The sequence below is a fragment of the Bacillus sp. FSL L8-0528 genome (genome assembly GCF_038593085.1).
Classification (GTDB): domain Bacteria; phylum Bacillota; class Bacilli; order Bacillales; family Bacillaceae; genus Bacillus; species Bacillus paralicheniformis.
Map to the genome: position 1 here is coordinate 1,926,437 of NZ_CP151961.1, position 25,247 is coordinate 1,951,683.

Annotated in this window: 38 protein-coding genes; 33 read left to right on the forward strand and 5 right to left on the reverse strand. The window is 42.6% G+C overall.

The features are described 5' to 3' along the window. Positions 1 to 12: 12 nt before the first annotated feature. The 5 genes from MHI30_RS09825 (at position 13) to MHI30_RS09845 (ending at position 2,724) form a co-directional block, all read left to right on the forward strand. The gene (locus tag MHI30_RS09825) at positions 13 to 609 is read left to right on the forward strand and encodes a class I SAM-dependent methyltransferase (RefSeq protein WP_075754532.1); all 597 of its coding nucleotides are present in this window, start codon (positions 13 to 15) and stop codon (positions 607 to 609) included. 105 nt (positions 610 to 714) lie between these two features. Further along, the gene (locus tag MHI30_RS09830; RefSeq protein WP_075754534.1) at positions 715 to 1,194 is read left to right on the forward strand and encodes a DUF4944 domain-containing protein; all 480 of its coding nucleotides are present in this window, start codon (positions 715 to 717) and stop codon (positions 1,192 to 1,194) included. A 33-nt stretch (positions 1,195 to 1,227) separates the two neighbouring features. Further along, positions 1,228 to 1,827: a GNAT family N-acetyltransferase gene (locus MHI30_RS09835; RefSeq protein WP_075754536.1), complete on the forward strand. Its 600-nt coding sequence runs from the start codon at positions 1,228 to 1,230 to the stop codon at positions 1,825 to 1,827. Between the two features lie 136 nt (positions 1,828 to 1,963). Next, complete coding sequence (locus MHI30_RS09840; RefSeq protein ID WP_075754538.1) at positions 1,964 to 2,440, forward strand: hypothetical protein; 477 nt, start codon at positions 1,964 to 1,966, stop codon at positions 2,438 to 2,440. 110 nt (positions 2,441 to 2,550) lie between these two features. After that, positions 2,551 to 2,724 (forward strand): hypothetical protein, encoded by a 174-nt coding sequence (locus tag MHI30_RS09845; RefSeq protein ID WP_164943117.1) that lies wholly within the window; start codon positions 2,551 to 2,553, stop codon positions 2,722 to 2,724. A gap of 352 nt (positions 2,725 to 3,076) precedes the next feature. Here the strand turns inward: MHI30_RS09845 and MHI30_RS09850 are convergent, their stop codons facing one another. Further along, positions 3,077 to 3,697 (reverse strand): hypothetical protein, encoded by a 621-nt coding sequence (locus tag MHI30_RS09850; protein WP_075754540.1) that lies wholly within the window; start codon positions 3,695 to 3,697, stop codon positions 3,077 to 3,079. A gap of 548 nt (positions 3,698 to 4,245) precedes the next feature. Between MHI30_RS09850 and MHI30_RS09855 the strand changes: the two genes are divergently transcribed. From MHI30_RS09855 to speG, 4 genes are all read left to right on the forward strand, one after another. Next, positions 4,246 to 4,830 carry a TetR family transcriptional regulator gene (locus MHI30_RS09855; RefSeq protein WP_075754542.1) on the forward strand — a complete coding sequence of 195 codons (585 nt, stop codon included), beginning with the start codon at positions 4,246 to 4,248 and terminating at the stop codon, positions 4,828 to 4,830. Positions 4,831 to 4,910: 80 nt separating this feature from the next. Beyond that, a complete protein-coding gene (locus tag MHI30_RS09860) occupies positions 4,911 to 5,243 on the forward strand; it encodes a multidrug efflux SMR transporter (RefSeq protein ID WP_020451572.1) in 333 nt (110 codons plus the stop codon). A gap of 2 nt (positions 5,244 to 5,245) precedes the next feature. Then, positions 5,246 to 5,563 (forward strand): multidrug efflux SMR transporter, encoded by a 318-nt coding sequence (locus tag MHI30_RS09865; protein WP_075754544.1) that lies wholly within the window; start codon positions 5,246 to 5,248, stop codon positions 5,561 to 5,563. Positions 5,564 to 5,591: 28 nt separating this feature from the next. Continuing rightward, entirely contained in the window at positions 5,592 to 6,134 is a 543-nt protein-coding gene (speG, locus tag MHI30_RS09870; protein ID WP_020451574.1) for a spermidine N1-acetyltransferase, read from the forward strand. 38 nt (positions 6,135 to 6,172) lie between these two features. On the opposite strand, the gene MHI30_RS09875 is transcribed toward speG, so the two are convergent. Next, positions 6,173 to 6,529: a YxeA family protein gene (locus MHI30_RS09875; protein WP_075754546.1), complete on the reverse strand. Its 357-nt coding sequence runs from the start codon at positions 6,527 to 6,529 to the stop codon at positions 6,173 to 6,175. Positions 6,530 to 6,686: 157 nt separating this feature from the next. On the opposite strand from MHI30_RS09875, the gene MHI30_RS09880 reads away from it, so the two are divergent. From MHI30_RS09880 to MHI30_RS09950, 15 genes are all read left to right on the forward strand, one after another. Then, positions 6,687 to 7,148, forward strand: coding sequence for a hypothetical protein (locus MHI30_RS09880; protein WP_075754548.1), 462 nt, complete (start codon positions 6,687 to 6,689; stop codon positions 7,146 to 7,148). Positions 7,149 to 7,269: 121 nt separating this feature from the next. Then, entirely contained in the window at positions 7,270 to 8,070 is an 801-nt protein-coding gene (locus MHI30_RS09885; RefSeq protein ID WP_075754550.1) for a DUF2935 domain-containing protein, read from the forward strand. Positions 8,071 to 8,283: 213 nt separating this feature from the next. Further along, complete coding sequence (locus MHI30_RS09890) at positions 8,284 to 8,532, forward strand: hypothetical protein (protein WP_237562721.1); 249 nt, start codon at positions 8,284 to 8,286, stop codon at positions 8,530 to 8,532. Continuing rightward, positions 8,513 to 8,698: a GNAT family protein gene (locus MHI30_RS09895; protein ID WP_237562722.1), complete on the forward strand. Its 186-nt coding sequence runs from the start codon at positions 8,513 to 8,515 to the stop codon at positions 8,696 to 8,698. The genes MHI30_RS09890 and MHI30_RS09895 overlap by 20 nt, the downstream gene beginning before the upstream one ends. Positions 8,699 to 8,714: 16 nt before the next feature. Beyond that, positions 8,715 to 9,017, forward strand: a complete 303-nt coding sequence (locus MHI30_RS09900; protein ID WP_075754552.1) for a hypothetical protein — start codon at positions 8,715 to 8,717, stop codon at positions 9,015 to 9,017. A 328-nt stretch (positions 9,018 to 9,345) separates the two neighbouring features. Further along, on the forward strand, positions 9,346 to 9,951 hold the full coding sequence (locus MHI30_RS09905; RefSeq protein WP_023857600.1) for a TetR/AcrR family transcriptional regulator: 606 nt from the start codon (positions 9,346 to 9,348) through the stop codon (positions 9,949 to 9,951). A gap of 187 nt (positions 9,952 to 10,138) precedes the next feature. Continuing rightward, positions 10,139 to 10,594 carry a MarR family transcriptional regulator gene (locus tag MHI30_RS09910; RefSeq protein ID WP_075754554.1) on the forward strand — a complete coding sequence of 152 codons (456 nt, stop codon included), beginning with the start codon at positions 10,139 to 10,141 and terminating at the stop codon, positions 10,592 to 10,594. Positions 10,595 to 11,056: 462 nt separating this feature from the next. Then, positions 11,057 to 11,995, forward strand: coding sequence for a ring-cleaving dioxygenase (locus MHI30_RS09915; protein WP_075754556.1), 939 nt, complete (start codon positions 11,057 to 11,059; stop codon positions 11,993 to 11,995). Positions 11,996 to 12,016: 21 nt separating this feature from the next. Further along, complete coding sequence (locus MHI30_RS09920; RefSeq protein WP_075754558.1) at positions 12,017 to 12,625, forward strand: flavin reductase family protein; 609 nt, start codon at positions 12,017 to 12,019, stop codon at positions 12,623 to 12,625. A gap of 201 nt (positions 12,626 to 12,826) precedes the next feature. Then, on the forward strand, positions 12,827 to 13,441 hold the full coding sequence (wrbA, locus tag MHI30_RS09925) for an NAD(P)H:quinone oxidoreductase (protein WP_059231975.1): 615 nt from the start codon (positions 12,827 to 12,829) through the stop codon (positions 13,439 to 13,441). 314 nt (positions 13,442 to 13,755) lie between these two features. Beyond that, the gene (locus MHI30_RS09930; RefSeq protein WP_023857597.1) at positions 13,756 to 13,896 is read left to right on the forward strand and encodes a hypothetical protein; all 141 of its coding nucleotides are present in this window, start codon (positions 13,756 to 13,758) and stop codon (positions 13,894 to 13,896) included. After that, positions 13,889 to 14,722: a prohibitin family protein gene (locus MHI30_RS09935; RefSeq protein ID WP_020451587.1), complete on the forward strand. Its 834-nt coding sequence runs from the start codon at positions 13,889 to 13,891 to the stop codon at positions 14,720 to 14,722. The genes MHI30_RS09930 and MHI30_RS09935 overlap by 8 nt, the downstream gene beginning before the upstream one ends. Positions 14,723 to 14,810: 88 nt before the next feature. Further along, positions 14,811 to 15,572: a hypothetical protein gene (locus MHI30_RS09940; RefSeq protein ID WP_075754560.1), complete on the forward strand. Its 762-nt coding sequence runs from the start codon at positions 14,811 to 14,813 to the stop codon at positions 15,570 to 15,572. A 59-nt stretch (positions 15,573 to 15,631) separates the two neighbouring features. Then, entirely contained in the window at positions 15,632 to 16,471 is an 840-nt protein-coding gene (locus MHI30_RS09945) for a thymidylate synthase (RefSeq protein WP_059231154.1), read from the forward strand. Positions 16,472 to 16,789: 318 nt separating this feature from the next. Then, positions 16,790 to 17,218, forward strand: coding sequence for a NucA/NucB deoxyribonuclease domain-containing protein (locus MHI30_RS09950; protein ID WP_075754562.1), 429 nt, complete (start codon positions 16,790 to 16,792; stop codon positions 17,216 to 17,218). 202 nt (positions 17,219 to 17,420) lie between these two features. Here the strand turns inward: MHI30_RS09950 and lexA are convergent, their stop codons facing one another. Continuing rightward, positions 17,421 to 18,044 carry a transcriptional repressor LexA gene (lexA, locus tag MHI30_RS09955; RefSeq protein ID WP_020451591.1) on the reverse strand — a complete coding sequence of 208 codons (624 nt, stop codon included), beginning with the start codon at positions 18,042 to 18,044 and terminating at the stop codon, positions 17,421 to 17,423. A 151-nt stretch (positions 18,045 to 18,195) separates the two neighbouring features. On the opposite strand from lexA, the gene yneA reads away from it, so the two are divergent. The 6 genes from yneA to MHI30_RS09985 all read left to right on the forward strand — a co-directional run bounded on the left by yneA (position 18,196) and on the right by MHI30_RS09985 (position 22,534). Further along, the gene (gene yneA, locus MHI30_RS09960) at positions 18,196 to 18,507 is read left to right on the forward strand and encodes a cell division suppressor protein YneA (protein WP_020451592.1); all 312 of its coding nucleotides are present in this window, start codon (positions 18,196 to 18,198) and stop codon (positions 18,505 to 18,507) included. 18 nt (positions 18,508 to 18,525) lie between these two features. After that, positions 18,526 to 19,173 (forward strand): recombinase family protein, encoded by a 648-nt coding sequence (locus MHI30_RS09965; RefSeq protein ID WP_020451593.1) that lies wholly within the window; start codon positions 18,526 to 18,528, stop codon positions 19,171 to 19,173. Between the two features lie 65 nt (positions 19,174 to 19,238). Further along, positions 19,239 to 19,472 (forward strand): DUF896 domain-containing protein, encoded by a 234-nt coding sequence (locus MHI30_RS09970; RefSeq protein WP_020451594.1) that lies wholly within the window; start codon positions 19,239 to 19,241, stop codon positions 19,470 to 19,472. 163 nt (positions 19,473 to 19,635) lie between these two features. Continuing rightward, positions 19,636 to 21,639 (forward strand): transketolase, encoded by a 2,004-nt coding sequence (gene tkt / locus MHI30_RS09975; RefSeq protein WP_059231057.1) that lies wholly within the window; start codon positions 19,636 to 19,638, stop codon positions 21,637 to 21,639. A 154-nt stretch (positions 21,640 to 21,793) separates the two neighbouring features. Next, a complete protein-coding gene (gene sirA, locus MHI30_RS09980; protein ID WP_003182234.1) occupies positions 21,794 to 22,231 on the forward strand; it encodes a sporulation inhibitor of replication protein SirA in 438 nt (145 codons plus the stop codon). Positions 22,232 to 22,315: 84 nt separating this feature from the next. After that, positions 22,316 to 22,534 (forward strand): YneF family protein, encoded by a 219-nt coding sequence (locus MHI30_RS09985; protein WP_003182236.1) that lies wholly within the window; start codon positions 22,316 to 22,318, stop codon positions 22,532 to 22,534. Between the two features lie 80 nt (positions 22,535 to 22,614). Here the strand turns inward: MHI30_RS09985 and MHI30_RS09990 are convergent, their stop codons facing one another. Then, positions 22,615 to 22,776, reverse strand: a complete 162-nt coding sequence (locus MHI30_RS09990; protein WP_154495889.1) for an aspartyl-phosphate phosphatase Spo0E family protein — start codon at positions 22,774 to 22,776, stop codon at positions 22,615 to 22,617. A gap of 242 nt (positions 22,777 to 23,018) precedes the next feature. Between MHI30_RS09990 and MHI30_RS09995 the strand changes: the two genes are divergently transcribed. From MHI30_RS09995 to MHI30_RS10005, 3 genes are all read left to right on the forward strand, one after another. Then, positions 23,019 to 23,726 carry a cytochrome c biogenesis protein CcdA gene (locus MHI30_RS09995; protein ID WP_059231061.1) on the forward strand — a complete coding sequence of 236 codons (708 nt, stop codon included), beginning with the start codon at positions 23,019 to 23,021 and terminating at the stop codon, positions 23,724 to 23,726. 83 nt (positions 23,727 to 23,809) lie between these two features. Further along, on the forward strand, positions 23,810 to 24,181 hold the full coding sequence (locus MHI30_RS10000; RefSeq protein ID WP_020451599.1) for a response regulator: 372 nt from the start codon (positions 23,810 to 23,812) through the stop codon (positions 24,179 to 24,181). A 72-nt stretch (positions 24,182 to 24,253) separates the two neighbouring features. Continuing rightward, positions 24,254 to 24,748: a cytochrome c biogenesis protein CcdC gene (locus MHI30_RS10005; protein ID WP_116758574.1), complete on the forward strand. Its 495-nt coding sequence runs from the start codon at positions 24,254 to 24,256 to the stop codon at positions 24,746 to 24,748. Between the two features lie 35 nt (positions 24,749 to 24,783). Here the strand turns inward: MHI30_RS10005 and MHI30_RS10010 are convergent, their stop codons facing one another. Next, positions 24,784 to 25,212: a DUF2621 family protein gene (locus tag MHI30_RS10010; protein WP_059231064.1), complete on the reverse strand. Its 429-nt coding sequence runs from the start codon at positions 25,210 to 25,212 to the stop codon at positions 24,784 to 24,786. Positions 25,213 to 25,247: the final 35 nt, after the last annotated feature.

The following is a 25,247-nucleotide window of genomic DNA, read 5'->3' on the forward strand; positions in this document are numbered from 1 at the left end:
AGAACAAAAACGATGAACTTTTGGCACAAGCGCTTTCAAGATGAGAACTATGTGTATGGAACGGAACCGAATGCGTTTTTGGCAGATTCGCAGAGAAAACTTCAATTGTCGGGTGATGCTTTAGCTATTGCAGAAGGTGAGGGGCGCAATGCGGTTTTTTTAGCAGAACAAGGGATGAACGTCACTTCATGGGATTATGCCGAGTCAGGGTTGGAGAAAACGAAAAAGCTTGCTGAAACCCGTCATGTATCGGTGAAGACGGAGCTTGTTGACTTAAATAAAGCGTCTTGGAATCAAGGGCAGTGGGACGAGATTGTTTGTATTTTTGGACATTTTCCAGAAGAGCTGCGCCGCAAAACGCTTCTGGGAGTAAAAAAAGCCGTAAAGCCCGGGGGCTTTTACGTGACAGAAGTGTATTCGACGCACCAAATCCCTTACAAAAGCGGCGGGCCGCAGGATCCGGAACTTTTATATACACCGGAAGAATTTTTGCAGATTTTTTCAGATTGGCGTATTGTCCACTTTTTTATGGGGGAAGTCGTTCGCCATGAAGGGGATTCGCACAACGGCCTGTCCCACGTCATTCAATTTATTGGGCAAAAACAATGAATTCTGCCGGGGAAATCTCATTTTAAAAAGGCGCCGTTCATGGCGCTTTTTTTGCGTAACCTTTTCACCCCCATTACTACTAATGCAGTGAAAGCGGGGGAAACGATGAAAAACAACAATGGACTCAAACGGCTGCTGATGATCAGCGCAATTCTGCTTTTCATTGGCGGAGGATATGTCAGTGCAATGATCTTCGGAAAGAAAGTGGTGTATGAAGGAAAGGGGGAAAGCGGTCTGTGGCATGCTTCGATTGAGAAATTAGATAAAACGTCAATCGGACCTAATTATTTTTTGAATTTATATTGGGATGGCGCGAAAGAAGATGCGAAAAGAACGATTGTGAAAACAATCACCTTATACATAGACGGCAAAAAATATGATGACAGAGGAGAATACGATCTTTCTGAATATACCGGAGAGGAAATGGATGGCGGAGGCCATATGGAAGATCATATCGCGACTTTTGATTTTATGCCTGAAGAGGATGTCATCGGGCATGCGTTATCAGTCAAAGTGGAGTGGAAAACCGGAGATGAAGAGGACGCAGAAATAATGAAATTAAACAAGATACCGTGGTATAAATGAAACGACAATCACTGAATAAGGAAGTGATTTAAAATGAATGAAATTGAGATCAGAAGGCCGCAAATTGACGACGTTGAAGAGCTGAATCAGTTTTTCAGAATCGTAGTCGAGGATACTTTTGCTAAAGAGGGGATATCCGATCTGCTTGATGATCAAGAAAGTGAAATTGAAAGTAAGAGGAAATATTTGAAAGCAGACTTAGACAGCAAGGGGAAAAGCCGGCACTTTTTTATCGCTTCAGATCAACGTCTGAATAAAATCATCGGTACAATTGAATATGGTCCTGCCAGCGAATTGATCGATATTTGTACGGATGGGGCTTTAAAGGATTTATATGAGGTAGGAACGGTATTTGTCCACCCGGATTATCAAAGACGCGGAATCGGGACTTTGCTGTTCAGCGTTATGTTTTTGACCTTTCTGAATCGGAGAGTGAAGGAATTTTGTTTGGACAGCGGCTATCCCGGTGCACAGAGAATATGGAAGAAGAAATTCGGCGAGCCTGACTATGTGCTGAAGGATTATTGGGGGAAGGGATATGATCATATGATTTGGAGGAGACGGACGAAGGATATGCCGATTGATACAAGAATATCTGTCATGCGGTCGGTACTGCCCATAGAGGAATCATGAACGTAAACATCCTTTATATTCCATATATGTTTTAACCATAAAAAGAACTTTTCTTGAATTTATTTTTAAATAAATTGTTAAAGTTAAAAAAGTCCTATAAACTAGAATGGAATCTTAATTTTAGGATGTGGGAGATATGTTCGACGAAAGAGAAGCGTTGCGTTTGAGACTTGAACAGCTAGGTGATGCGGAGATTCAGGTGATGCGGGAATTGCGAAAAGAACGACAGGACATTTATTCGAAGCTGCATGAATTGGATCGGGAGGGTGATCCCGCAATTAACAAAAAATCTTCATTAATCGACTTGGCAAGCGCTGCAGCAGAGGAATTAAAACAATCCCAAATTGCCGCTGACAAACATCCGCCCATCAAGACTCCATCTCATACTATTTTCCAATCAAAAACAACCATACAACGTGAGGCTGCCTTAAACATTTTAAGCCGCTATGAAGAGGGCTTGAAAGGCATTAAGCTTAAAACTGAAATCGAGAAAGAAACCGGCTTTCCGATTAAAAACATGACGACATTTATGAAGAGCTTAATGAAACATCGCCCAGAAATTAAAAAACCTGCCCGCGGCCATTATATTCTGCATAAAGAAAAAGACCTTTGAGGCTAATTCCAGATTCATATTGTCATAAATCAGAGCGGAATCTTTAAAAATTGAAACCAAACAGCACTTATATTGTATAGTTAGCTAAAATCAATGCAAGGGTGTTCTACATGTTGGATAAAAAGAAATACTTCATGATTATGGTACCGGCTTTAATTTTAGCGTTTTTATTTCAATTTTTTGTTCCCGCAGAGCAAGGGTACTTGGGGATTGTGTTTATTTTAGCATGCGGGGTGATTTACTATCTTTGGGTACATATAGAAAAGGACAAACAGAAAGATTGAGCGCATCCATTGATTTGTGAATCCATTAAAAAAACGTCTATATAGACGTTTTTTTGTTATTGATATCCATTGTTAGCCAACCTGCTGGGCGGGCAACCGACTGAGCCGGTAAACAAATGCTCAAGCAGCCGTTTCTCCCAGATTTTATCGATCTTTTAACTTTAAGGCGTAAGCTTTGAACTGTTAAGAGCTTTGATACTTAAGCTGTAAACGCTGAACGCTGAGCTTTGAGCTTTTATCTCAATGTTGGCACAGCGTCTCTTTGGCTGTGCAGATGAAATAAAAGGAGGGAGTTACCTTTCCCTCGGAAGGTGTTTAGTTTTATCGGTTTTCGGTTGGCTAACAATCGGCCTTAATCGATTTTGATTTTGGTGAGTGTATTGCTCTCGGACAATGCAAAGTCAACTTCCATTTCAAAGTCCTCGATCTTTTTTGACAAGGAATCGATCTTCTCTTTTAGATTCAGCGGATCGATGATTTTTGCTTCATTTTCAGCGAGGAAAGATTTGACGATTTCCTGGTTTTCAGCCGCTTTTACTTTGCCGTCTTTTCCGAAAAGAGTCTCCAGATGTTTGTCCAGTCTTTCTGTTACTTTTTGATTGACGCTGTCGGCCTCGTCGACTAAATCAGCGTACACTTCTTTCAGCTTATCCAAAAGCTGAATGTCGTAGCTGATGGAGGTTTTTCTTTCGATGGCTTCAGCCACGGTCATCTTGACTCCGGCCACTTCGATTTTGGTCGTCGCGTTGGATACAACAATGGCAGACTTAATGGCATTTCGCCTTTTGATTAAGGCTTCAATTGATTGATAATCGGCTTTCGCCCTAGTTTCCAAGTCTTCGGTTGTCCGAAATCCGTTTGGCAGTTTCTTTCCGATCATCAAGCCTCCGAATGTGCTCTCATTTACGGCCCGCTTGATTCTTTTATCCAACATTTTGAGTTCGCTTAGTGCTCTGGTGATCGTAAGTTCCATTCTATAGCCCCTTCGTAGTTTTTATATTTAAAAAAAGCTCTTTATTTACTCTTTAGAGTAATGATTATATCATATTGATTTTCCAAGTGTTATATTTTGTGTATATATTTTCATGAATCATAATAGTCCAATAAGATTAATAGAAATCTGTAGGAGGTCTAATCGATTGTTCGATTTGCATTGCATTTCTCTTTAAACTGAACAGGGAGATCAGCAAAAAAACTTTTAGCAAAAGAAAAGCTTTGCTGAGGACTTTTCCCAATGCCTATTGTTTGTCTTTGTTCCGTTTCACTGCAAAACATACAGCGAGGACGGCTGCGATAAGAGAGGCAGCTCCGCATGCCAGCTTGATCAGCGGTTTCAACAATATCAACTCCATCTGTTTTGGTGTATGTGTAAAGTATAAAAGGGATTCATATCCAAAGACAGCTTATGCTTAAGATTTTAAAGAAATTTTAAGGAAATAAGTCCTGCGCCGCCCGGTTGACAATGAAAAGCCGCTCCACTAAAATGAATGATAGTCATTCATTTTTAGGGGGGTCTGCAATATGCCAAAGCAAACGTCCGGGAAATATGAAAAGATTTTGCAGGCGGCCATTGAAGTCATTTCTGAAAAGGGGCTGGATAAGGCGTCGATTTCAGATATCGTGAAAAAAGCAGGTACTGCGCAGGGCACTTTTTATCTTTATTTCTCATCCAAAAATGCATTGATTCCCGCAATTGCGGAAAATCTTCTGACACATTCTTTGGACCATATTAAGAGCAAGGTCGACGGAACCATGTCTTTCTGGACCGCCTTGGACATCATGATCGATGAGACGTTCAACATGACAGAACTTCATCAGGATATAATCGTTCTTTGCTACTCAGGTCTTGCCTTTGACCATTCGATGGAAAAATGGGAGGCGATCTATCAGCCTTATTATTCCTGGCTTGAAGGACTTATTGAAAAAGCAGTTGAGAAAAACGAGATTATTCCGGACATCAATGTGCGCTGGACGGCCAGGACGATTATCAACTTTGTCGAAAACACAGCGGAACGTTATTACATCGGGGCGGAAAAAGACGAAGAGCTCAGTGTGTTCAAAAAAGAAATATTTACTTTTCTAAAGAGAAGCATAGGAACCAAGTAAAAAATGACCGGCTGCTGCTGTTCATTTTTTATCGGCCTAAAAATGACTGACGTTCATTCACAAGAGGAAGGGTGTTATCATTGAGTTGGCTCCTCGTAATTATTGCGGGTTTTTTGGAAGTGGTTTGGGCCTCAGGTCTTAAACATGCGGATTCCTTCGCCGATTGGCTGATGATCTTTGTACTGATCGCGGCAAGTTTTCTCATGCTGATACGATCTTACAGGAACATTCCGATGGCGTCGGCTTATACCGTATTTGTCGGGATCGGAACGGCCGGCACATATGTGACGGGTGTTTTTATGGGCGAACCCTTTTCAGGAGGGCAAATATTTTTTTTGATCGTGCTATTGGGAGGCATTATTGGCATGAAGATGTTTACAAAAGAGAACAATACCCAGTCAGGGGGTGATTGATAATGCCGTGGATATTTTTGGTGATTTCCGGAATCGAAGAGGTCATTGCCGCCATCGCTATGAAATATGTAGACGGCACAAGAAAAAAATGGCCGATTATTGTCATGGTGTTGGGGTTTGCTTTGTCTTTTTTCTGCCTTTCAAAAGCCATGCAGGCACTTTCAGCCGGTGTTGCCTATGCCGTTTGGACCGGGATCGGCAGCATCGGCATTACGGCAGTCAGCTTATTTTGGTTTAAGGAGCGTATTCGTGCTCCGCAGCTCATTTCACTTGGCTTTATTATAATCGGGGTGATCGGCCTGCGCCTTACATCATCTTAAATTTTAATTTATATTGGAGGTTGCTGATATGTTCAATCAGCTTAAATTGCGTCCGCTCGAAAGAGAAGACCTTCCGTTTGTCCACCGTCTTAACAACGATGCGAAGATTATGTCGTATTGGTTTGAAGAACCGTATGAGACTTTTGTTGAGCTGCAGGATTTGTTTGACAAACACATTCATGACCAAAGCGAACGGCGCTTTATCATAGAGAAAGAGACTGAGATGATCGGATTGGTTGAGCTGGTCGAAATTGATTATATTCACAGACGGGCGGAGTTTCAAATCATCATTGATCCCGAGCATCAAGGGAACGGGTATTCGTCAAGCGCAACGTATTTGGCGATGAACTACGCGTTTTCCGTCTTGAATTTGCACAAATTGTATTTGATCGTCGACGAAGATAATGCAAAAGCGATTCACTTGTATAAAAAGGCAGGGTTCACAATCGAGAGCGAGCTGCAGGATGAATTTTTCGTTGACGGCTATTATCGTAACGCTATTAGAATGTGCATTTTTCAGGATGAATTTTTATCACTTAAAAAAAGCAAAAAGGAAGGCATGCAAGGATAAAATAAAGAGATGGCGGCGCCATCTCCCTGCATGCTTTTTTAATTTTCCACACCTAATCGATCTTTGGCTTTGGCGGGAATATCGTCTTTTTCAACCTCTTCCCACGATTTCACGCCTTTATTTTCAGAATAGAAAAGCCGTAAAAACGCGCCTGTGCGAAGGTTTTTATCAGCTGTGAATTCCATTGTTTTTTCTTGACCGTCTTCATCAAAACCGGCCAGTTCATATTTGAAGACGGAGTATTCCTCGCCGTCGTCAAACTTCGACGTGTCTTCCTTCCCGTTTCCGGTAATGTGAACATAATATTCGTCTGTTCCCACACGGTTTAAGTTACATCCGCTTAATAATGCGGTAAATATGATCAACAGGCTGATCCATACGATATGCTTTTTCACAATTTCACCTCATTTATCATTCTAAGATTCATTGTCTGATAAAAAAATCGAATAACGTGACATGAACATTACACTTTTGTAAGGGATCGTTCGGCACACTCATCCGGAGACGGGAGATTAAATTTCAATATCCTTTTTATTCAATAAAGTTAATAATATGGAAAAAGGGAGGGGCGCCAATGAAAAAAATTTATTTTTGATGGTGTTTTCAATCATGACGGCCTTCGGTTTTCATATTCAGCCTGCTGATGCTGCGGTTACAAAAGATGAGAAAAAGACGACCATGACAATGACTGAAGATCAAGTGGGATTTTTTATGGCGGACAGCAACAATGTAAATTACTACCCGACATGGCTGTATTATAAGTTTACGATTTTTAATGCAGAAGGCTGCACACTCAACATCAAGCTGCAGAGAATCACGTTAACAGGACATGCGATCACTTTAAGCGAGAAAGAGTTTACGGGAAATCATCTTCATTTAAGTGCTGCAGATAAAGTGAGCGGGACGCCGCACCGCAATCATTTCCTGGATATCACAAAAGTGTCGGGCTGCGGAGATGTTGGAATTACAGGCTTTTACGGCTTTGAGCATCAAATACCGGACTACTCATCATAAAGAAAACGGGATGACGTGCTGCCTCCGAATCTTTATTGATCAGCTTCTATTTGCATGATCATATTTTGGGCTTGCAGCGAATAGCCATATTGAAGAATGGTATTTAAAGGGAGGCGCAAGCTTGAAAACTTATAAGGAGACGGCCGTTTTCGAACATAAATTTTGGCTTCAGGTTTTGGGTGATCATGCGCGTTTTATTTTGGATTCTTTGGCTGAAAGGGAAAAAGAAGATATTCAAAAGGCGAAGCAGTTCAAGCAGACGTTTGATGTTTTGCTGAAAAAAGTGAATGCTTCGCCTGATTTGTATTCATTAACGCTTGAAGCTGAAGAATATGCCCTGCAGTTCAGGAAATTTAAACTTTCCATCATTAAAAGGCACCTGACAGGCGATATTAAAATTCACCTTTCTCCGACTTTTATCAACCATATGGTAAATGAACTGGAGGAATATTTGCTTGTGCTTAAATACTTGAAAAAACGGGAAGTGCCGCCTGTTTTCCATGAGCTGCACCACCATATGCTGTGGCTGATGGATGCCGCCGGACATGCTGGTGCAATTGCCGATGACCTGGATGCGGTGGAAAAACGTTTGAAAGAGAAGAGCAGGGAGTTTGTCAAACACTTTGAACAGTTCTATATTAAATCCGTTGAATTGACGGGGTATCTCAGAGCGAATGTTGAATCTTTTCCCGCTCTCAGAAGGATGAATAAAGACGTGAAGCTTGAGATCGAGCTGTTTCGTACCTTTTTGAAAGAAGTGGAGGAGCTGGAGCTTACAGATCAGATGCTCGGTACGTTCTCTGCGCTGATGGCAGACCATATGATGAGGGAAGAATGTTATTATTTAATGAAAATCGCCGAATCGACAAATACGCAAAAACCTGCGTGCGACCCTGCGAAACCGAGGCTGCTTGAAAAGTAATGCCGGCGGTTTTGCTATTTTTTTTAATGAAGCCGCGAATCGATCTTGGCACCTGCGGTTTGCACAGCCTTTTTTATGCGATTATAATTCAGAATATATAGATAATCTAAAAACTGTTTGGAGGGCTTTTTCTTGCAAGTCAGAAAATGAACAGCTTTAGATGCAGAAAACGATCTGAAGCTTTGTGAAACGATCGATGAAGAATCTGAATTCATGCTGTTTGAACCAGGTGAACGAAAGCTTCAGGCACAACGGCAAATCAAACAGATCCAAACCAGCGTGTGTGAAGTTTTTGTTTGTGCGGTTGATGCCGGAAGCTTAGTCGGATATGTTGCAGCAGTCAGAGGACAGGTTCAGAGAACACGCCACCGCGCCCATATCATCATCGGCATACGCCAAACATATATTGGACAAGGTATTGGAGTAAAGCTGTTTTCAGGCATTGGAAAAATGGGCCTGTGAAGAAAAGCTTCATAGACTTGAACTGACTGTCATGACCCATCATACAGCCGCCGTGCGTTTATACAAAAAAATGGGTTTTATCATTGAAGGCACTAAAAAGCACGCTTTGAAAGTAAAAGGACAATATGTTGATGAATATGTCATGTCCAAATTAATCAACGAATAGCAAATGGAGGTTTCAAATGAAAGACGGGTGCCATCAGGCCATCGCCGCTGTCAGCTACTACAAAACAGAACGGACGATTGATTTTAACCGGCAAACCTATACAAAAAAGCAGAATCAAATGTACTTGTACAACGATAAAATTTTAACTGCAAGCCGCCAGTATCGCCTTGAGCACGTCCACGATGTATCATACAGACCTTTTTCCGAGGCCGGTTTGCTTTACCTCCACACGAATCAGGGGGTATTTGCTTATGAAGTGAATGCGGACCCCGGGTATTTCATAGAGGCTTTTAAAAAACAGAAAAATCCAATTAAATAAATTGCAATATATATGAAGTTTTTAGCAGTAAATGCTAGAATGAATGTTGGGAATTTTGCAAGGAAAGGAACATGCGGCTACCGGCCTGTTAGGGCGATCGACCTTGTTGACTTACCGGGCTTATGTCACTTGGCGGTGTTTATATGTGACTGCTATGCTTGATGAAAGAACGTCCGCGCAGGCTGCAAGTGTATGTTTGAGCAAAAGATTTTAAGCGTCTTTTTCCAATTTTCTTTAACATAACGAGTCCTTGACGTTCCCAGTATATCTCAATACATAGGCGGTTTACCTTAATTAGTGAAGTAAGTAGAGAGGACAGGACAGCTTAATGAAAAAGAAGACACAGAATACGGTTCAAAAGATCGTAGAAGCCGGATATCATCTGTTCGCCCAAAATGGATATTCGGCAACCTCTGTAGATGAAATTATGAAAGAAGCCGGTTTTTCTAAAGCTACGTTTTATTTGTATTTCAAGTCAAAGGAGATGCTGTTTCTCCATATTATGAATGAGCAAATGGAAGATCGCTTTCAAACCAGCATGAATTGTTTTCGAAAAAAGACGCTGAGGGGATTGCTCGCAGGGATTGAACACTTGATTCAAACATCAAATAAAGAGCATTCGACAGCTTTATTTTTGGAATTTATGGCAAATAGTCATAGATATCCTGAGATTCAAAGAAAAGTAGCTCTTCTGTATGAGCAGTGGAGAGAGTTTTTTGTTGAACTGATCGAGCAGCTCCAGGAAGAAGGCATCGTTCAGAAACAGCTCAATCCGAAGGTGATGGCCACCACGCTGATTGCAATCTTTAACGGATACAACCATCAACACCACGCGGATCCCTCGATTAATAAACAGGAACAGCTTCAGTCCATTATATTCTTGCTGAATCCGAAGCTGCATCTCCAGATAAAAGACAAACTATTTCATGCATGACAAGACTTCTGAAACAGCCGGCGCTGCCGACCTTGAGTCGGCGGTTTTTTGTGTTAGATTCGAATCCTGCTTCGTCAATGGTACGCCCAAATCAATGAATCCGTTTAACAATATTAAAAAGTTGACACAAGCAAATCGTTATTATACAATTATCTCGAATTCGAGATAATCAAAAAGGATGAATACCGTGGGCAGTCAAGATATGGAGAGATACGAAGAGGAGTTGTCTTTAAAGGCATTTATTGTCTTGTCTCGTGCACTGCAATCGATTAAAAAGCGTGTGGAAGAGGACATTAAATGTTTAGGACTAAACCCAACTGAGTTTGCTGTTCTAGAATTAGTTTATAGTAAAGGTGATCAGCCGATACAAAAAATAGGCGAAAAGGTATTAATCGCAAGCAGCAGCATTACCTATGTTGTAGATAAGCTGGAGAAGAAAAAGTTAATAGAGAGAAGGCCTTGTCCTAAAGATCGCCGTATAACATATGCTGCCTTAACGAATGAAGGAACTGCACTGATGAACAACCTTTTTCCAAAACATAAAACAGCTATGAAAGGCATTTTCGGCGGGTTAGACATAAAAGAAAAAGAAGTTCTAATTGAAAAGTTAAAAAAACTTGGCTTCCATGCCCAAAGCATGTAAATTTTTTTATAATAATATCTCGAATTCGAAATATATGAATTCATGATAATGAGAAATAAATATTGATCTGGGTATTCTATTTCTGAACAGGAGCTTAATGACATAACAAGATCCTAAGCTCATCAGCAGTCATCATCGTTTTGGATGACAAAAAGGCTTTTCATCAAGCAAAAGAAATCTACGAAGGTTGAAAACTGCCCGGAGTCCTAAGTAAAAAAGATACGATGATATGGTTGACGATACGATCAATCCAGAGAGTAGAATTTCAAAGGGATGAAGCCATCAGGAATGGCTCATGGCTGCTAAAGAAAAAGGCAGGGATGCTTGTCCATTGGTTTTGATCTTTTAAAGAAGGAAAAAATAGAAAGCAGAAAAACCACGGGGATTTAGAAAACCTGTAAATGAATTTGTAACGTATATCTCATCATAAAGCTATGTTTCATGAAAGAGGAGTGAAATGGAATGAAAAAGAAAACAAGCGGAATCCATCACATTACAGCGATTGTCGGCCATCCGCAAGAGAACGTGGATTTTTACGCTGGCGTTCTTGGTTTACGTTTAGTAAAAAAAACCGTTAATTTTGATGATCCGGGAACATACCACCTCTATTTTGGCAATGAAGGCGGGAAGCCGGGAACGATTATTACATTCTTTCCTTGGGCAGGTGCCCGTCGGGGAGTCATTGGAGATGGTCAAGTGGGAGTGACTTCTTACGTCGTTCCTAAAGGCGCGATGGCTTTTTGGGAAAACAGATTAGCAAAATTCAATGTGCCTTATACAAAAATGAACCGTTTTGGAGAGGAATACTTAGAGTTCGATGATCCTCATGGTCTTCATCTGGAAATTGTCGAAAGAGAACAAGGGGAAAAGAACAGATGGAAAGTAGGGGAAATAACACCGGACAATGCAATCAAAGGATTTGGCGGAGCAACACTGTTATCCAAACAACCGGAAAAAACGGCTGAATTATTAGAAAAGGTCATGGGGCTTGAAAAAGTTGGAGCAGAAGGAGATTTTGTACGTTTTCGTTCTGCTGGTGACATAGGAAATATGATTGATTTGAAATTAACAACTATAGGAAGCGGACAAATGGGGACGGGTACAGTTCACCATATTGCCTGGAGAGCCATTGATGACAATGATCAATTGGAATGGCAAAAATATGTTGCGGAAAACGGATACCGTGTTACACCTGTGCAAGACAGAAATTATTTTAACGCGATTTATTTCAGAGAACACGGGGAAATCTTATTTGAAATTGCAACAGATCCACCAGGATTCGCCCATGATGAATCATATGAAACAATGGGAGAACAGTTAATGCTGCCGGCCCAGTATGAACACTACAGAGAGCAGTTAGAAAGAAGATTAATTCCTGTAACAGTGAAGGCGCTGGATTAATTTTTGTAAGGAAGTGATTCGATGCTGTCCATTGATCCCAATACAAAAACAGAAAGAGAGAACTACAAGTTTTTAATCGGGAGTATTATACCGAGACCTGTTGCATTTGTTACAAGTTTATCAGAGGAGGGCGTCTTAAACGGAGCTCCTTTTAGCTACTTTAATATTGTATCTTCAAATCCTCCGATGATCTCCCTTTCTATTCAACGTTTTGAAGGGGGCCAAAAGGATACAGCGAGAAACATTTTGAACAGCAAAGAATTTGTGGTCCATATCGTTGATGAACAAAACGTTGAAAAAATGAATTTAACGGCCGCCAGCTTACCACCAAGTCAAAGTGAAGTTCAGTTAGCGGAGTTGACCCCCGTTGAAAGTGTGAAAGTCTCGGTGCCGGGCGTGAAAGAAGCAAAAGTGCGTATGGAATGTGTTCTGGAGTATTCATTAGAGTTGGGAGATAAGCACTCTGACGGATGCGATTTTATGATAGGCAGAGTCGTTCAATATCATATCGAAAGCGGCATCTATGAAAGTGGAAAAATCGATCCAAGAGGCCTCGGCGCCATCAGTCGTTTAGCCGGGCATGATTACGCAAAGATTGGCGAAATCTTCACCAGAAAAAGACCGAAGTAATATAACCATCCATAATATCTTGAAGTTGAGATTTATTAAATTGAAATGTTTTAAGTTTATTCTAGCAAGGAATAATAATGGCAGCGAAACACTTCAAGGAGGTGGTTCTTAAAAGGTTTGCCGAAAAGAAAACAAAAAAGCAGGTGTTAAAACATGGGATTTTTAGACAAATTATTTAGAAAATCAAAGGAGCTGGATCATATGTCAAATGTAAAATTAGCTGTAGTTTTTTATAGTATGGGCGGAACAAACTATCAATTAGCCAAATGGGCTGCAGAAGGAGCAGAAGAAGCAGGTGCTGAGGTCAAAGTTTTAAAAGTACAAGAATTGGCTCCGCAATCAGTCATTGAGGGAAATGAAGTGTGGAAATCCACTGTTGATGCAACAAAGGACATTCCAGTCGTATCCTCAGAAGATATAGAGTGGGCAGATGCTATAATATTCAGTACACCAACACGCTTTGGTAATATGGCATCCCAAATGAAACAGTTTCTTGATACACAAGGCGGACTTTGGGCAAACGGCAAGACAGTTAATAAGGTTGTAAGCGCAATGTCCTCTGCTCAAAATCCACATGGTGGTCAAGAAGCAACAATCTTGTCCTTATATACTTCAATGATGCACTGGGGAGCTATTATTGCTTCTCCTGGATACACTGATCCTGTCCTCTTCGGGGCTGGCGGAAATCCATATGGAACAAGTGTTACAGTCGATCAAAACGGGAAGATGATTGAAGACGTGGAAGCTGCAGTGAAACATCAAGCTAAACGCACAGTGACAGTAGCTGAATGGGTTAAAAAGGGCAATCAACAATAATTGAAATTTAATATTTTTAAAAGAGCCAAATGATTGGCTCTTTTTTTAGTATGTGCTCAGCTTATAGTTGGTTCGCCATGCCGCTTCTTTTATTTGATGTCTTCATTTGACTGTGAACACGCCATGATATATGCGGCATAAAGAGTAAGATATCCGACATATCCTAAAACGATGCCATTGATTTCGCAAGATAAAATTTTTTCTATTAAATTTTAAAAAAATGAAACTTTAAGTTCATATGAACGTAAACATAAGTGGGATGATTTTATTTAGTCATACGATCAATCAACAAATGCAAAAGGGGTGAAACAAAAGTGAAAGTCATGATTGGTTCGATCATATTGCTATCCATTATAGGGTTTGGCGTATGGCTTATGTTAAGCCCGCTTTTTAAAAAAGTCGGAAGCGGGGCGAGCAAAATAAAGAAAACGCTGGAGGATGACAAAGATGAATGAAAAACAACCAAAGAAGAATAAAAACAAAACGCTGCTCGGCGGAATTATTGTCGCTGTTGCTTTAATTATTGGGGGATTCACGGCTTCCCTGTTCATCGAGAAAATTCCGAACGGATATGTCGGCGTTGTTTATTCTCCGAATGGCGGGGTGAAATCGGAAACGCTCGATCAAGGCTGGCATTTAGTCGGACTGTTTGACAAAGTCACAAGATATCCAGTGCGGATGCAGACTGTAAACAATCAGGATATTCAAGTGGCTACTTCTGACGGCAAAAACATCTCAATGGACATCGCCTACAACTATGTCGTTCAGCCTGATAAAGTCGTAGAATTGTTTAATAAATTCGGAGCGGTTGATATTGAATCAATCGAAAACAGCTACTTGAAAACAAGGCTGTGGGACGCTGCAAGAAAGTCGATTTCCAAATACTCCGTCATTGATACATACGGACAAAAATCATCTGATGCCGCCGCAGAAATCCAAAAAACATTTGCAGATGATATGAAGGGTCTCGGCTTTGTCATTGACGATTTAACACTCGGTGTGCCAAAGCCTGATAAAGCGACCCAGGAAGCGATTGACGCGCGCGTGAAATCTTCGCAGGAACTGGAAAGAACGCAGACAGAGCTGAAGATCGCCGAAGCGGAAGCGAAAAAGAAAAAGATCGAAGCCCAAGGTATCGCCGAGTACAACGAAATTATTAAAAAATCGATGTCAGATGAAATGATCAAGTATCAATGGATCCAAAAATGGGACGGAAAAATGCCTAAAGCGACAGGATCGAATTCCCTGATCCAGATTCCGACCGATGAGAAAGGAAAATAAAACGAAAAAATCCCTTGCTAAGGGATTTTTTTCGTCTCGGGCGCCCGTATATAATAGTGTTAACAATCGCTTCTGGACAGGAGGGAAGATGATGTTTGCTCCGGACGCCATTCTCCGTACGTGGAGAAGATTCGACGCTTTTCCGATGGAAACGCTGACAAAGGCATGGTTTTATCATCAGGCAGGGGATCAGAAACAGCGGAACGTATCGATGATGAAGGAACACCACCATGAGTACGGCATTGCCGGCAATTGCTTTGACCTTTCGATTTGGCTGCTGGACGAGTTTACAAAAGACGGAGTGGAAGCTTTTCCGATCGGCCGTTCGTTCAAAACAGAACGTGCGCATGCCGCAGTCATCGCGCTTGATGAAAGAGGACGGCGCTTTTTGTGTGATCTGGGAGACCAATGGCTGCAGCCGATTCTGATCGACTGCGAATGTGAAGATTATACCAGTGAAAAGCTGGACGGTTTTTTCCCGGCAGCACAAATTCAAGTCAAGCCGACAGCCGGCGGAGTTAAGGTCCTTTACCATCGGCCGAACGGAAAGGTGTCAACTCAAGTCTACTCTACAGAGCCTGTTGAGATGTCCGTTTTATGGGAGGCGGCTGACTACTCGCAAGCGGCATTGAAGCCTGTGCCATTACTGGAATGCAGAGTTCCGTTTCAACATGAAATCGCGCATTGGGAATTCAGCGGCTGGGACATCTATCTTAGCACGAGCAAAGGATTATACAGAGAAACGAAGCCGGACACAATCGAAGGCTGGACTGAGAAAATCCATGATGTCACTGGATACGATAAAAATGTTATCAAGAAAGCGTTGGAGATTTATCAAACCCGCGCATGATCTTAAACCTTGAAAAAAACTCATTTTATACATATCATGTGGAAAGAGGAGAGGATAAGATGAGCCATTATGACCAGCAATACAATGCAATCATTCAAAAAATTATTGAATCAGGGATCTCCGATGAAGAATATCAGGTCCGGACGAAGTGGGATTCAGACGGAACGCCGGCTCATACGTTGAGCATCATGAGCGAAAAAATGCGGTTTGACAATTCGGAAGTGCCGATTTTGACGACGAAGAAGGTGGCGTGGAAAACGGCCATCAAAGAGCTGCTTTGGATCTGGCAGATGAAATCCAATGATGTTCAAGTTCTGAACGATATGGGGGTTCATATTTGGGATCAATGGCGGCTTGAAGACGGCACAATCGGAGCAGCCTACGGCTATCAATTAGGGAAGAAAAACAGAACGGTTAACGGTCAGAAAGCCGATCAAGTGGATTATTTGCTCCATCAGTTAAAGCATAACCCGTCTTCACGCAGGCATTTGACTATGCTGTGGAATCCCGATGACTTGGACGGCATGGCCTTGACGCCCTGCGTCTATGAGACGCAATGGTATGTGAAGGAAGGAAAGCTTTCTTTGGAAGTAAGAGCGAGAAGCAATGACATGGCGCTTGGCAACCCGTTCAATGTGTTCCAATATAACGTCTTGCAGCGCATGATCGCTCAGGTTCTCGGTTATGAGCTGGGCGAATACATCTTTAATATCGGTGACTGCCACATCTATACCCGTCACATCGACAATTTAAACATTCAGATGAAACGCGAGCAGTATGAAGCGCCGAAGCTGTGGATCAACCCGGACATCAAAAACTTTTATGACTTTACAATCGATGATTTTAAATTAATTGACTATAAGCACGGCGACAAGCTGACATTTGAAGTTGCCGTATGAACAGGCGGATTTGCCGCCTGTTTTTTTGTTGTGTGAATGAATTATTTTCTAGGAAATTTGCGTATCTGGCTGCCGCATGTTTACTGACGGCAGCCGTGTTTACGCTTAGAGCGGACGCAAAAGCACGTGCAGTTTAAAAAAGCTCGCTATCGATGAATTCATTCACGGCTATGACCGAGCATTTAACTTGATCATAGAAGAATAAACGTTTATTTACACAATCTAAACGTCTTTTTCACAAAGAGCCAGAAAAGCAAAAACAATTCTCTCTTAATCTGTTAGTGACACCAGCATATACAAGAGGAGGTTGTTTTTGTCATGATCAAAAAATGGGCGGTTCATCTGCTGTTTTCCGCATTGGTGCTGCTTGGGCTTTCGGGAGGGGCTGCATATTCTCCTCAGCATGCCGAAGGCGCTGCAAGGTATGATGACGTATTGTATTTTCCGGCATCGCGCTATCCTGAAACCGGCGCTCATATAAGCGACGCGATCAAAGCGGGCCATGCAGATGTCTGCACAATTGAAAGATCGGGGGCGGATAAGCGCCGTCAGGAATCATTAAAGGGGATTCCGACCAAGCCGGGCTTTGACCGTGACGAATGGCCGATGGCCATGTGTGAAGAAGGGGGAAAAGGAGCGTCGGTCAGATATGTCAGCTCATCGGATAACCGCGGAGCCGGTTCCTGGGTCGGGAACAGGCTGAGCGGTTACGCTGACGGGACGAGAATTTTGTTTATCGTTCAATAAAAGGGAGACAACGAAAAAAAATGTTTCCTCCGGGAAACATTTTTGTTGACAAGAAAACCATTTTGGGGGATAATGGCAATGTAAGCATATGATCAATCCCTCTGTTTCAGGCTCACATCCTTCATTGCCGTATGGATGTGAGCCTGTTTTTTCGTGCGAAAAAAAAACCGCCGACCGGCGGTTTTGCTGATGAGTCCGTTTTTTAATGAACAGTGCGGAATACGCCGATGACTTTTCCGAGAATCGTCACATTCTGGAGGATGATCGGTTCCATCGTCGGGTTTTCCGGCTGAAGGCGGATATGGGTTTCTTCCTTGAAAAACCGCTTAACAGTCGCTTCGTCGTCTTCGGTCATCGCAACGACGATATCTCCGTTGTTTGCGGTGTTCTGCTGTTTGACTATCACATAATCCTGATCAAGAATTCCGGCATCGATCATGCTTTCGCCCATGATCTCCAGCATAAAGACATGCTCATCCGGCGGCGCCAGGCGGTCAGGAAGCGGAAAGTATTCCTCAATGTTTTCGACTGCGGTAATCGGCGTACCGGCCGTCACCTTTCCGATGACCGGGACATTGACAACCTGGTTTTTCGGAATGTGAATTTCTTCCTCTGTATCGAGAATTTCGATCGCTCTCGGCTTCGTCGGATCCCTTCTGATCAATCCCTTCGTTTCAAGCCTTGCCAAGTGGCCGTGTACCGTTGAACTTGACGCCAGGCCGACCGCTTCTCCGATCTCCCTGACGGAAGGCGGATAGCCTTTGCGTTTCACTTCTTCTTTAATGAAACGCAAAATATCAAGTTGTCTTTTTGATAGCTTCGTCATTTTTTGCACCTCAAAACGTCGATTTTAGCTAGATTATAGCATGTTTTTCCTTTGAGTACAAACATAGGTTCGAAAAAAACGATTGACAGAAACATTTGTTCGTATGTATACTGAAATCATAAAACCGAACAAACATTCTGGGGTGATGGATATGAAAAGAGAATCATTGATTTTTGTCAGTCTGTTTACTGCTGTGATCAGCTGCTGTATTCTGTTTGTGTCTTTTGCCGGTAAAATCGAAGAAAGAAAGCAATATGTTAAAATAGAAGTGCAGGAAGGCGATACATTGTGGGAGCTGGCCGACCGGATCAAAGGCGGAAAACCCGCTGACAAACAAAAATTCATCGAATGGGTCGCCGATAAAAACAATCTGCCGACCTCCGTCATTAAACCGGGCGATGTTTTGGTCCTGCCGGTAGCCAAACAGCACTCCGATCAATATCAGCTTGCAGTTGTAGAATAAAAGATTGAGGGGATTTCCATGAATGCGATTATTTACACCAGGGTAAGCACTGCGAAGGAGCAGCAGGAAACCTCATTAAAACGGCAGGCTGAAGAGCTGCAGTCGCTTGCCGCTGAGCACGGAATGAACGTCGTGAATGTCATCTCCGAGCAGGCGAGCGGATATGAGATGGACCGCGACGGCGTCTTCGATCTGCTCGAGGAAATCAAAACATCAGACATTGACGCGGTTTTAATACAGGATGATACGCGGCTTGGAAGAGGGAATGCCAAAATTGCCCTTCTTCACTGTTTATATAAAGAAGGCGTTCAAATCTACACGCTGGCTCACCGGGGAAAGCTTGAGCTTTCCGAAGCGGATTCGATGGTTTTGGAGATTGTCGGCATTGTCGAAGAATACCAGCGGAAAATACATAACCTGAAGATTAAGCGGGGAATGAAGAAGGCGGTCGAAAACGGCTACCGCCCGGAGAGGAATCTGAAACACCGCAATGAAGGCGGCGGGAGAGAGAGGATCGAAGCGCCTCTTTCAGAAATCGTCAGGCTCAGGGAGAACAAGCTGACGTTTGCGGAGATTGCAGCCGTGTTGAGAGGGTTCGGATACAGCATTTCAAAAGCAACCGTTCACCGCCGCTACCAGGAGTATAAGGACGGCCTTGCAGACTAATCTGTTGTCAAACGAAAGCGGATTTAGTAGTATGATGGATATATACCGAATCAAAGGAGTATCTTATGATTTCTAATGAAAAAATAGCCAGAATTAACGAGCTTGCCAAAAAAGCAAAGAGCGGATCTTTAACAGACGAAGAAAAAGCAGAACAGCAGAAGCTTCGCCAGGAATATCTTCAAGGCGTCCGCGCCTCTATGAAAAACACGTTGAAAACTGTGACGATTGTTGACCCTGAAGGTAACGATGTGACGCCTGAAAAGCTCAAACAGGAAAAAAGAAACCGCCGATTGCATTAATTTAGGGAATACGCCGATATCGTATTCCCTTTTTGTATATACTACAATTTAAAATGAAGGCAAAGATTCGTCATTTTTCACTGCTTTTGAGCTGAAATGGTTGTGAAAACCGATGGGTAGATTTATGATAAGAAAGTAGAGTCCATACAGGAAGGGGATCATAATGAAAACGATTGAATTAAAATCTGTCGCAACAATACGAACACTCTCCATAGACGCGATTGAAAAAGCTAAATCCGGTCACCCGGGCATGCCGATGGGGACTGCTCCGATGGCTTATGCGCTTTGGACAAAAATGATGAATGTCAGCCCTGAAAATCCGAATTGGTTTAACAGGGACCGTTTTGTGCTGTCTGCCGGTCACGGATCAATGCTTCTGTACAGCATGCTTCACTTAAGCGGGTATGACGTTTCAATTGAAGACCTCAAGAATTTCCGCCAATGGGGAAGCAAAACGCCTGGACATCCGGAATTCGGACATACTCCGGGTGTAGATGCGACTACAGGCCCGCTTGGCCAAGGAATCGGAATGGCTGTCGGAATGGCGCTTGCTGAACGTCACCTTGCGGAAACTTACAACCGTGACGACTATCGCGTCGTTGACCATTATACATACAGCATTTGCGGTGACGGAGACTTGATGGAGGGAATTTCATCGGAAGCGGCTTCGCTTGCGGGACATTTGAAACTCGGCCGTCTCATCGTGCTTTATGATTCAAATGACATTTCGCTTGACGGTGAATTAAACCGCTCATTCTCTGAAAATGTGAAGCAGCGTTTTGAAGCGATGAATTGGGAAGTGCTTTATGTTGAAGACGGCAATAACATTGCCGAAATTACGGCGGCCGTCGAGAAAGCGAAACAAAATGAAAAGCAGCCGACATTAATTGAAGTGAAAACAACGATCGGTTTCGGCTCTCCAAACCGCGCGGGAACATCCGGCGTTCACGGCGCTCCGCTCGGCTCAGAAGAGGCGAAATTAACGAAGGAAGCGTATGAGTGGACATACGAAGAAGATTTTCATGTCCCTTCCGAAGTGTACGAACACTTTAACGAAACAGTGAAGGAAGCGGGCAAGAAAAAAGAGGCGGAATGGAACGAGCTGTTCTCCGCATACAAGAAAGCCCACCCGGAACTTGCCGAAGAGCTTGAACTTGCGATGAAGGGCGAACTTCCTGAAGGTTGGGATCAGAAAGTACCTGCGTATGAGAAAGGAAGCAGCCTTGCTTCGCGTGCATCCTCAGGGGAAGTGTTAAACGGAATCGCTCAACAAGTGCCGTTTTTCTTTGGCGGATCCGCTGACTTGGCCGGCTCCAACAAAACGACAATCAAAAACGGCGGAGATTTTTCAGCGAAAGATTACGCCGGCAGAAATATCTGGTTCGGTGTACGGGAATTTGCGATGGGAGCAGCTTTGAACGGAATGGCTCTCCACGGAGGCCTTCGCGTATTCGGCGGAACGTTCTTCGTTTTCTCCGACTACCTGAGACCTGCGATCCGTCTTGCGGCATTAATGGGGCTTCCTGTCACATATGTGTTTACACATGACAGCATTGCCGTCGGAGAAGACGGACCGACTCATGAGCCGATTGAACAGCTGGCATCACTACGTGCGATGCCGAACTTGTCCGTCATCAGACCTGCAGACGGAAATGAAACAGCAGCAGCCTGGAAACTGGCGCTTCAATCAAAAAATCAGCCGACTGCGCTTGTGTTGACACGCCAAAACTTGCCGACAATCGATCAGTCTGCTGAAGCAGCTTATGAAGGCGTTGAAAAAGGTGGATATGTCGTTTCGAAAAGCCAAAACGAAAAACCGGAAGCGATCTTGCTTGCGAGCGGATCTGAAGTTGGCCTTGCGCTTGACGCACAAAGCGAGCTGAAAAAAGAAGGCATTGACGTATCCGTTGTCAGCGTTCCGTCTTGGGATCGTTTCGACAAGCAGCCGGCCGAATATAAAAACGCTGTTCTTCCAACTGATGTGACAAAGCGTCTCGCAATTGAAATGGGATCGCCGCTCGGATGGGAAAGATATACCGGCACTGACGGGGACATTCTCGGAATTGACCATTTCGGTGCTTCAGCTCCCGGCGAAACGATCATGAAAGAATACGGTTTTACGCCTGCGAATGTAGTTGATCGGGTGAAAAAGCTGTTAAATCGCTAATCGGGTATATGAAAGAGAATGATCTGCGGGTCATTCTCTTTTTTTCATTTCGACAAAATTAGTCGCTTCTTTTATCATCATCAGACAATTATTTCTAACCCCCTTTTGTATAATAGAAAGCATATATTCTTCGAAACAGGGGGATGAGACAGTGATGGAACGCCATTATTATACGTATTTGATAGAAGAGGAATTTGCCAGCCATTATTTTGGAAGAGAGTCTGTCATGTTCAAGCTGTTTTACGATTATCATTGGACGAGCCCCGATCAAAAGTCTCAATTAGCCGCCAAGCAGATCGAGTTCATTACAAAACCGATTCCCGCAGCCCATATACACAAAAGAATGAAAATGAACCTCTGCCGGGAAGACTATACACAAGTTGACTATGTATACAGATTGATTGTTCCAAAAGGAAGTGCTTCTTTTATTATCAAAGACCGTCATATTGAGATTTTGGCGAAGGGTCCATTCGATGCCGAAACGGTTTTCTTTGAGGTTTTGCGGAAAGTAAGTCCGTGTTTCCTTGCGATGGATTTTAATATGAAACGTTACGGCTGGCTGAACCCTGTGAAAGAAAGAAATTTTGTATAAAAAAAAGAATTTGGACTGTAAATGTTGTATAATAGCGTTTGGTTTAGTACACTTTATACGAGACAACATGAAGGAGGAAATTAAATGGATTTGTGGGTTGTCATCCTAGTGGGCGTTTTAGCATTGCTCGCAGGTGTTGCACTCGGATTTTTTATTGCTCGTAAATATATGATGAACTATTTGAAAAAAAATCCGCCAATTAATGAACAAATGCTGCGCATGATGATGATGCAGATGGGTATGAAACCATCCCAGAAGAAAATTAATCAAATGATGAAAGCCATGGAAAATCAAACGAAATAATACGAATGCGATTATGACATAGAAGGAACATGGTTATAAAATAAAAAACCCGCTTCCGGGTTTTTTATTTTGATCTATGATTATTGTGTATTTCCGAGAGATCGTTTTTGGTATTCCAAAAGAAGGATATCCAGCTGCTGGCTGTGCTGAATGGTGATATGTGAAGTCATGCCGTTTGTCATGACGATTTTTAGCAGCTCTTTTCTTTTTTCCTCAATTTCATGAAGCAAATTTTCTTTCATCACAGGAATTTATCCTTTCTTCTGTAAAAATCATCTTTTTGTTGCCTACTAAATGTTATTATATCCATATATAGGTTCCTTTTCAATTCTGAAGGTGATAAGGGTAAATTGTCAAAATCGATTATATAAAGAAATTCGTGAAACCAACATCCTTTTTTGTGATATGTTAGGAAATTGAAATGTAATTGTCATATCTAATGATTTTCTTTCATGGTATTCCAAAAAATAGAAGGGAGAAAGAGATGGCTGATATCAACTATATTCTCGCTTTCGGTGCAGGGTTTCTATCGTTTATTTCGCCATGCTGCCTGCCGCTGTATCCCGCTTTTTTATCATATATTACAGGTGTCAGCATGAGTGAAATCCATTCTGACAGACTTATGTTTCAAAAAAGGAGCCTGGTACATACGATCTTTTTCCTGATTGGCTTTTCGATGATCTTTGTGGCTCTCGGCTACAGCACATCGCTTGTCGGGTCCTTTTTTAAGGATTATCATCAGCTCATCAGGCAGCTTGGCGCGGTATTTATCATCTTTTTCGGATTTGTCACACTGGGGGTTTTTAAGCCTGAGTTTTTAATGAAAGAAAGGCGCCTCCATTTTAAAAACAGGCCCGGCGGCCTGCTCGGTTCTGTCGGAATCGGAATGGCATTTGCCGCCGGCTGGACGCCCTGCACCGGTCCGATTCTTGCAGCGGTCATCACACTCGCCGGAACGAACCCGATGTCGGCTGTGCCTTATATGGTGCTTTATGCGCTCGGATTCAGTCTGCCGTTTCTGCTCCTGTCTTTTTTCATTACAAAGATGAAATGGCTTCGGAAGCATCAGCTCATCATCATGAAGATCGGCGGAATTGCAATGATTGTAGTCGGAATCCTGCTGTTCTTTGACTGGATGACGAAAATCATTATCGTACTGTCAGGCCTGTTCGGCGATTTCAGAGGCTTTTAGAAACCTGGCTAAGGACCGCCTTGGTTTTTTGTTACAATAGGACTTATTCACAGCAAAATTGAATAATGATGTTGGAGGGGAGTATGACAAGGGTTTTAATTGTTGATGATGCAAAATTTATGAGAGATAAAATCAGAGAAATACTTGAAACAGAAGACTTGCAAGTCGCGGGTGAAGCCGGGAACGGGGAAGAAGCTGTTTTGCTTTATCAAGAGCTGCAGCCGGACTTGGTTATCATGGATATTACGATGCCTGTGAAAAACGGGATTGAAGCTTTAAAGGACATGATCCAGCTGAACCCGAAGGTGAAAGTGATCATGTGTACGGCCATGCGGCAAAAGCGAATCGTTGTTGAAGCGATCGAAGCCGGAGCCAAGGACTTTATCGTCAAGCCTTTCGAGGAGACGAAAGTCGTCGAAGCGATCCGCCACGTGCTCGGAAATCCTTGCAGCTGAAAACCTGAACATGGTTTTTTTCTTCGTTTTGGAGTATAGTAACAAGTAGAGAAATTAGCTTTAGAAAAAGGGATGATATGTATGATGATCGTCGTTTCATCTATACTTGCCGTCGTGATGGCCGTCATTGTCATGGCTGTCAGAATCAAGTCATCTGAAAAACCGGCTACGGCCAAAAAAATTATACTGCCTCCGATTTTTATGAGCACCGGTGCTCTCATGTTTTTATTTCCGATGTTCCACGTGACCGGTGCCGAATTTTTGGAAGCTCTCACAGTGGGCATGATCTTTTCTATTTTCTTAATTAAAACCTCAAAATTTGAAATCCGCGATGATAAAATCTATATTAAACGCTCCAAATCGTTTGTGTTTATTTTAATTGCGCTGCTCGTTATCCGGATCGTGATGAAGAGCATATTAAGCACAACGATCGATTACGGCGCACTGAGCGGAATGTTTTGGATTTTGGCTTTCGGGATGATCGTTCCTTGGCGGATTGCCATGTTTTTATCGTTCAGAAAGCTTTCAAGCCAGATTGAAGCGTCAAATCACATACAGGTCAATTAAAACAAAACCTTTCCTTCTTTCAGGAAAGGTTTTGTTTATTTAAAAAGCTCTTGATATGAAGAGTGATCAATGTTCTTTTCTTTTAAACGCTTCACGAGGAACTTATGGTCTCTTTTCGGTGTGGCCATAATATAGCCTCTGACGATTAAATCCCGGTCGATTGCGCCTGCTTTTTCCTTCAATGCGAGCTCTCCGATCTTTCCGGCGATTTTCGCTTTTGCTACATCGCGAAACAGTTCGGGTACGGGAGAAACCAATTCTTCAAGCAGTTCTTTTTCTTCGTCATTCCACAAATGCCTTGTTCGTTCAATATAATAATCCTGCCAGTCCAGCTCAGATTTCCCATCTTCTTTAGGCAGCCTTTTTAAAAATTTGCGAAACATGAAAAAACCGCCGATTGACAAGAGGACGATCATGATGACGATCCAAGCGAGCATCAGCCATAAAAACCATCCTTCCAGCATCTCTCATCACTCCTTTGTCTATAACCTATTTTACA

Excerpts from the sequence above, each read along its gene's own strand:
- MHI30_RS09825 (WP_075754532.1), top strand. The coding sequence starts at position 13 with ATGAACTTTTGGCACAAGCGCTTTCAAGATGAGAACTATGTGTATGGA.
- MHI30_RS09830 (WP_075754534.1), top strand. The coding sequence starts at position 715 with ATGAAAAACAACAATGGACTCAAACGGCTGCTGATGATCAGCGCAATT.
- MHI30_RS09835 (WP_075754536.1), top strand. The coding sequence starts at position 1,228 with ATGAATGAAATTGAGATCAGAAGGCCGCAAATTGACGACGTTGAAGAG.
- MHI30_RS09840 (WP_075754538.1), top strand. The coding sequence starts at position 1,964 with ATGTTCGACGAAAGAGAAGCGTTGCGTTTGAGACTTGAACAGCTAGGT.
- MHI30_RS09845 (WP_164943117.1), top strand. The coding sequence starts at position 2,551 with ATGTTGGATAAAAAGAAATACTTCATGATTATGGTACCGGCTTTAATT.
- MHI30_RS09850 (WP_075754540.1), bottom strand. The coding sequence starts at position 3,697 with ATGGAACTTACGATCACCAGAGCACTAAGCGAACTCAAAATGTTGGAT.
- MHI30_RS09855 (WP_075754542.1), top strand. The coding sequence starts at position 4,246 with ATGCCAAAGCAAACGTCCGGGAAATATGAAAAGATTTTGCAGGCGGCC.
- MHI30_RS09865 (WP_075754544.1), top strand. The coding sequence starts at position 5,246 with ATGCCGTGGATATTTTTGGTGATTTCCGGAATCGAAGAGGTCATTGCC.
- speG (WP_020451574.1), top strand. The coding sequence starts at position 5,592 with ATGTTCAATCAGCTTAAATTGCGTCCGCTCGAAAGAGAAGACCTTCCG.
- MHI30_RS09880 (WP_075754548.1), top strand. The coding sequence starts at position 6,687 with ATGGAAAAAGGGAGGGGCGCCAATGAAAAAAATTTATTTTTGATGGTG.
- MHI30_RS09890 (WP_237562721.1), top strand. The coding sequence starts at position 8,284 with ATGCTGTTTGAACCAGGTGAACGAAAGCTTCAGGCACAACGGCAAATC.
- MHI30_RS09900 (WP_075754552.1), top strand. The coding sequence starts at position 8,715 with ATGAAAGACGGGTGCCATCAGGCCATCGCCGCTGTCAGCTACTACAAA.
- MHI30_RS09905 (WP_023857600.1), top strand. The coding sequence starts at position 9,346 with ATGAAAAAGAAGACACAGAATACGGTTCAAAAGATCGTAGAAGCCGGA.
- MHI30_RS09915 (WP_075754556.1), top strand. The coding sequence starts at position 11,057 with ATGAAAAAGAAAACAAGCGGAATCCATCACATTACAGCGATTGTCGGC.
- MHI30_RS09920 (WP_075754558.1), top strand. The coding sequence starts at position 12,017 with ATGCTGTCCATTGATCCCAATACAAAAACAGAAAGAGAGAACTACAAG.
- wrbA (WP_059231975.1), top strand. The coding sequence starts at position 12,827 with ATGTCAAATGTAAAATTAGCTGTAGTTTTTTATAGTATGGGCGGAACA.
- MHI30_RS09935 (WP_020451587.1), top strand. The coding sequence starts at position 13,889 with ATGAATGAAAAACAACCAAAGAAGAATAAAAACAAAACGCTGCTCGGC.
- MHI30_RS09940 (WP_075754560.1), top strand. The coding sequence starts at position 14,811 with ATGATGTTTGCTCCGGACGCCATTCTCCGTACGTGGAGAAGATTCGAC.
- MHI30_RS09945 (WP_059231154.1), top strand. The coding sequence starts at position 15,632 with ATGAGCCATTATGACCAGCAATACAATGCAATCATTCAAAAAATTATT.
- MHI30_RS09950 (WP_075754562.1), top strand. The coding sequence starts at position 16,790 with ATGATCAAAAAATGGGCGGTTCATCTGCTGTTTTCCGCATTGGTGCTG.
- lexA (WP_020451591.1), bottom strand. The coding sequence starts at position 18,044 with ATGACGAAGCTATCAAAAAGACAACTTGATATTTTGCGTTTCATTAAA.
- yneA (WP_020451592.1), top strand. The coding sequence starts at position 18,196 with ATGAAAAGAGAATCATTGATTTTTGTCAGTCTGTTTACTGCTGTGATC.
- MHI30_RS09965 (WP_020451593.1), top strand. The coding sequence starts at position 18,526 with ATGAATGCGATTATTTACACCAGGGTAAGCACTGCGAAGGAGCAGCAG.
- MHI30_RS09970 (WP_020451594.1), top strand. The coding sequence starts at position 19,239 with ATGATTTCTAATGAAAAAATAGCCAGAATTAACGAGCTTGCCAAAAAA.
- tkt (WP_059231057.1), top strand. The coding sequence starts at position 19,636 with ATGAAAACGATTGAATTAAAATCTGTCGCAACAATACGAACACTCTCC.
- sirA (WP_003182234.1), top strand. The coding sequence starts at position 21,794 with ATGGAACGCCATTATTATACGTATTTGATAGAAGAGGAATTTGCCAGC.
- MHI30_RS09985 (WP_003182236.1), top strand. The coding sequence starts at position 22,316 with ATGGATTTGTGGGTTGTCATCCTAGTGGGCGTTTTAGCATTGCTCGCA.
- MHI30_RS09990 (WP_154495889.1), bottom strand. The coding sequence starts at position 22,776 with ATGAAAGAAAATTTGCTTCATGAAATTGAGGAAAAAAGAAAAGAGCTG.
- MHI30_RS09995 (WP_059231061.1), top strand. The coding sequence starts at position 23,019 with ATGGCTGATATCAACTATATTCTCGCTTTCGGTGCAGGGTTTCTATCG.
- MHI30_RS10000 (WP_020451599.1), top strand. The coding sequence starts at position 23,810 with ATGACAAGGGTTTTAATTGTTGATGATGCAAAATTTATGAGAGATAAA.
- MHI30_RS10005 (WP_116758574.1), top strand. The coding sequence starts at position 24,254 with ATGATATGTATGATGATCGTCGTTTCATCTATACTTGCCGTCGTGATG.
- MHI30_RS10010 (WP_059231064.1), bottom strand. The coding sequence starts at position 25,212 with ATGCTGGAAGGATGGTTTTTATGGCTGATGCTCGCTTGGATCGTCATC.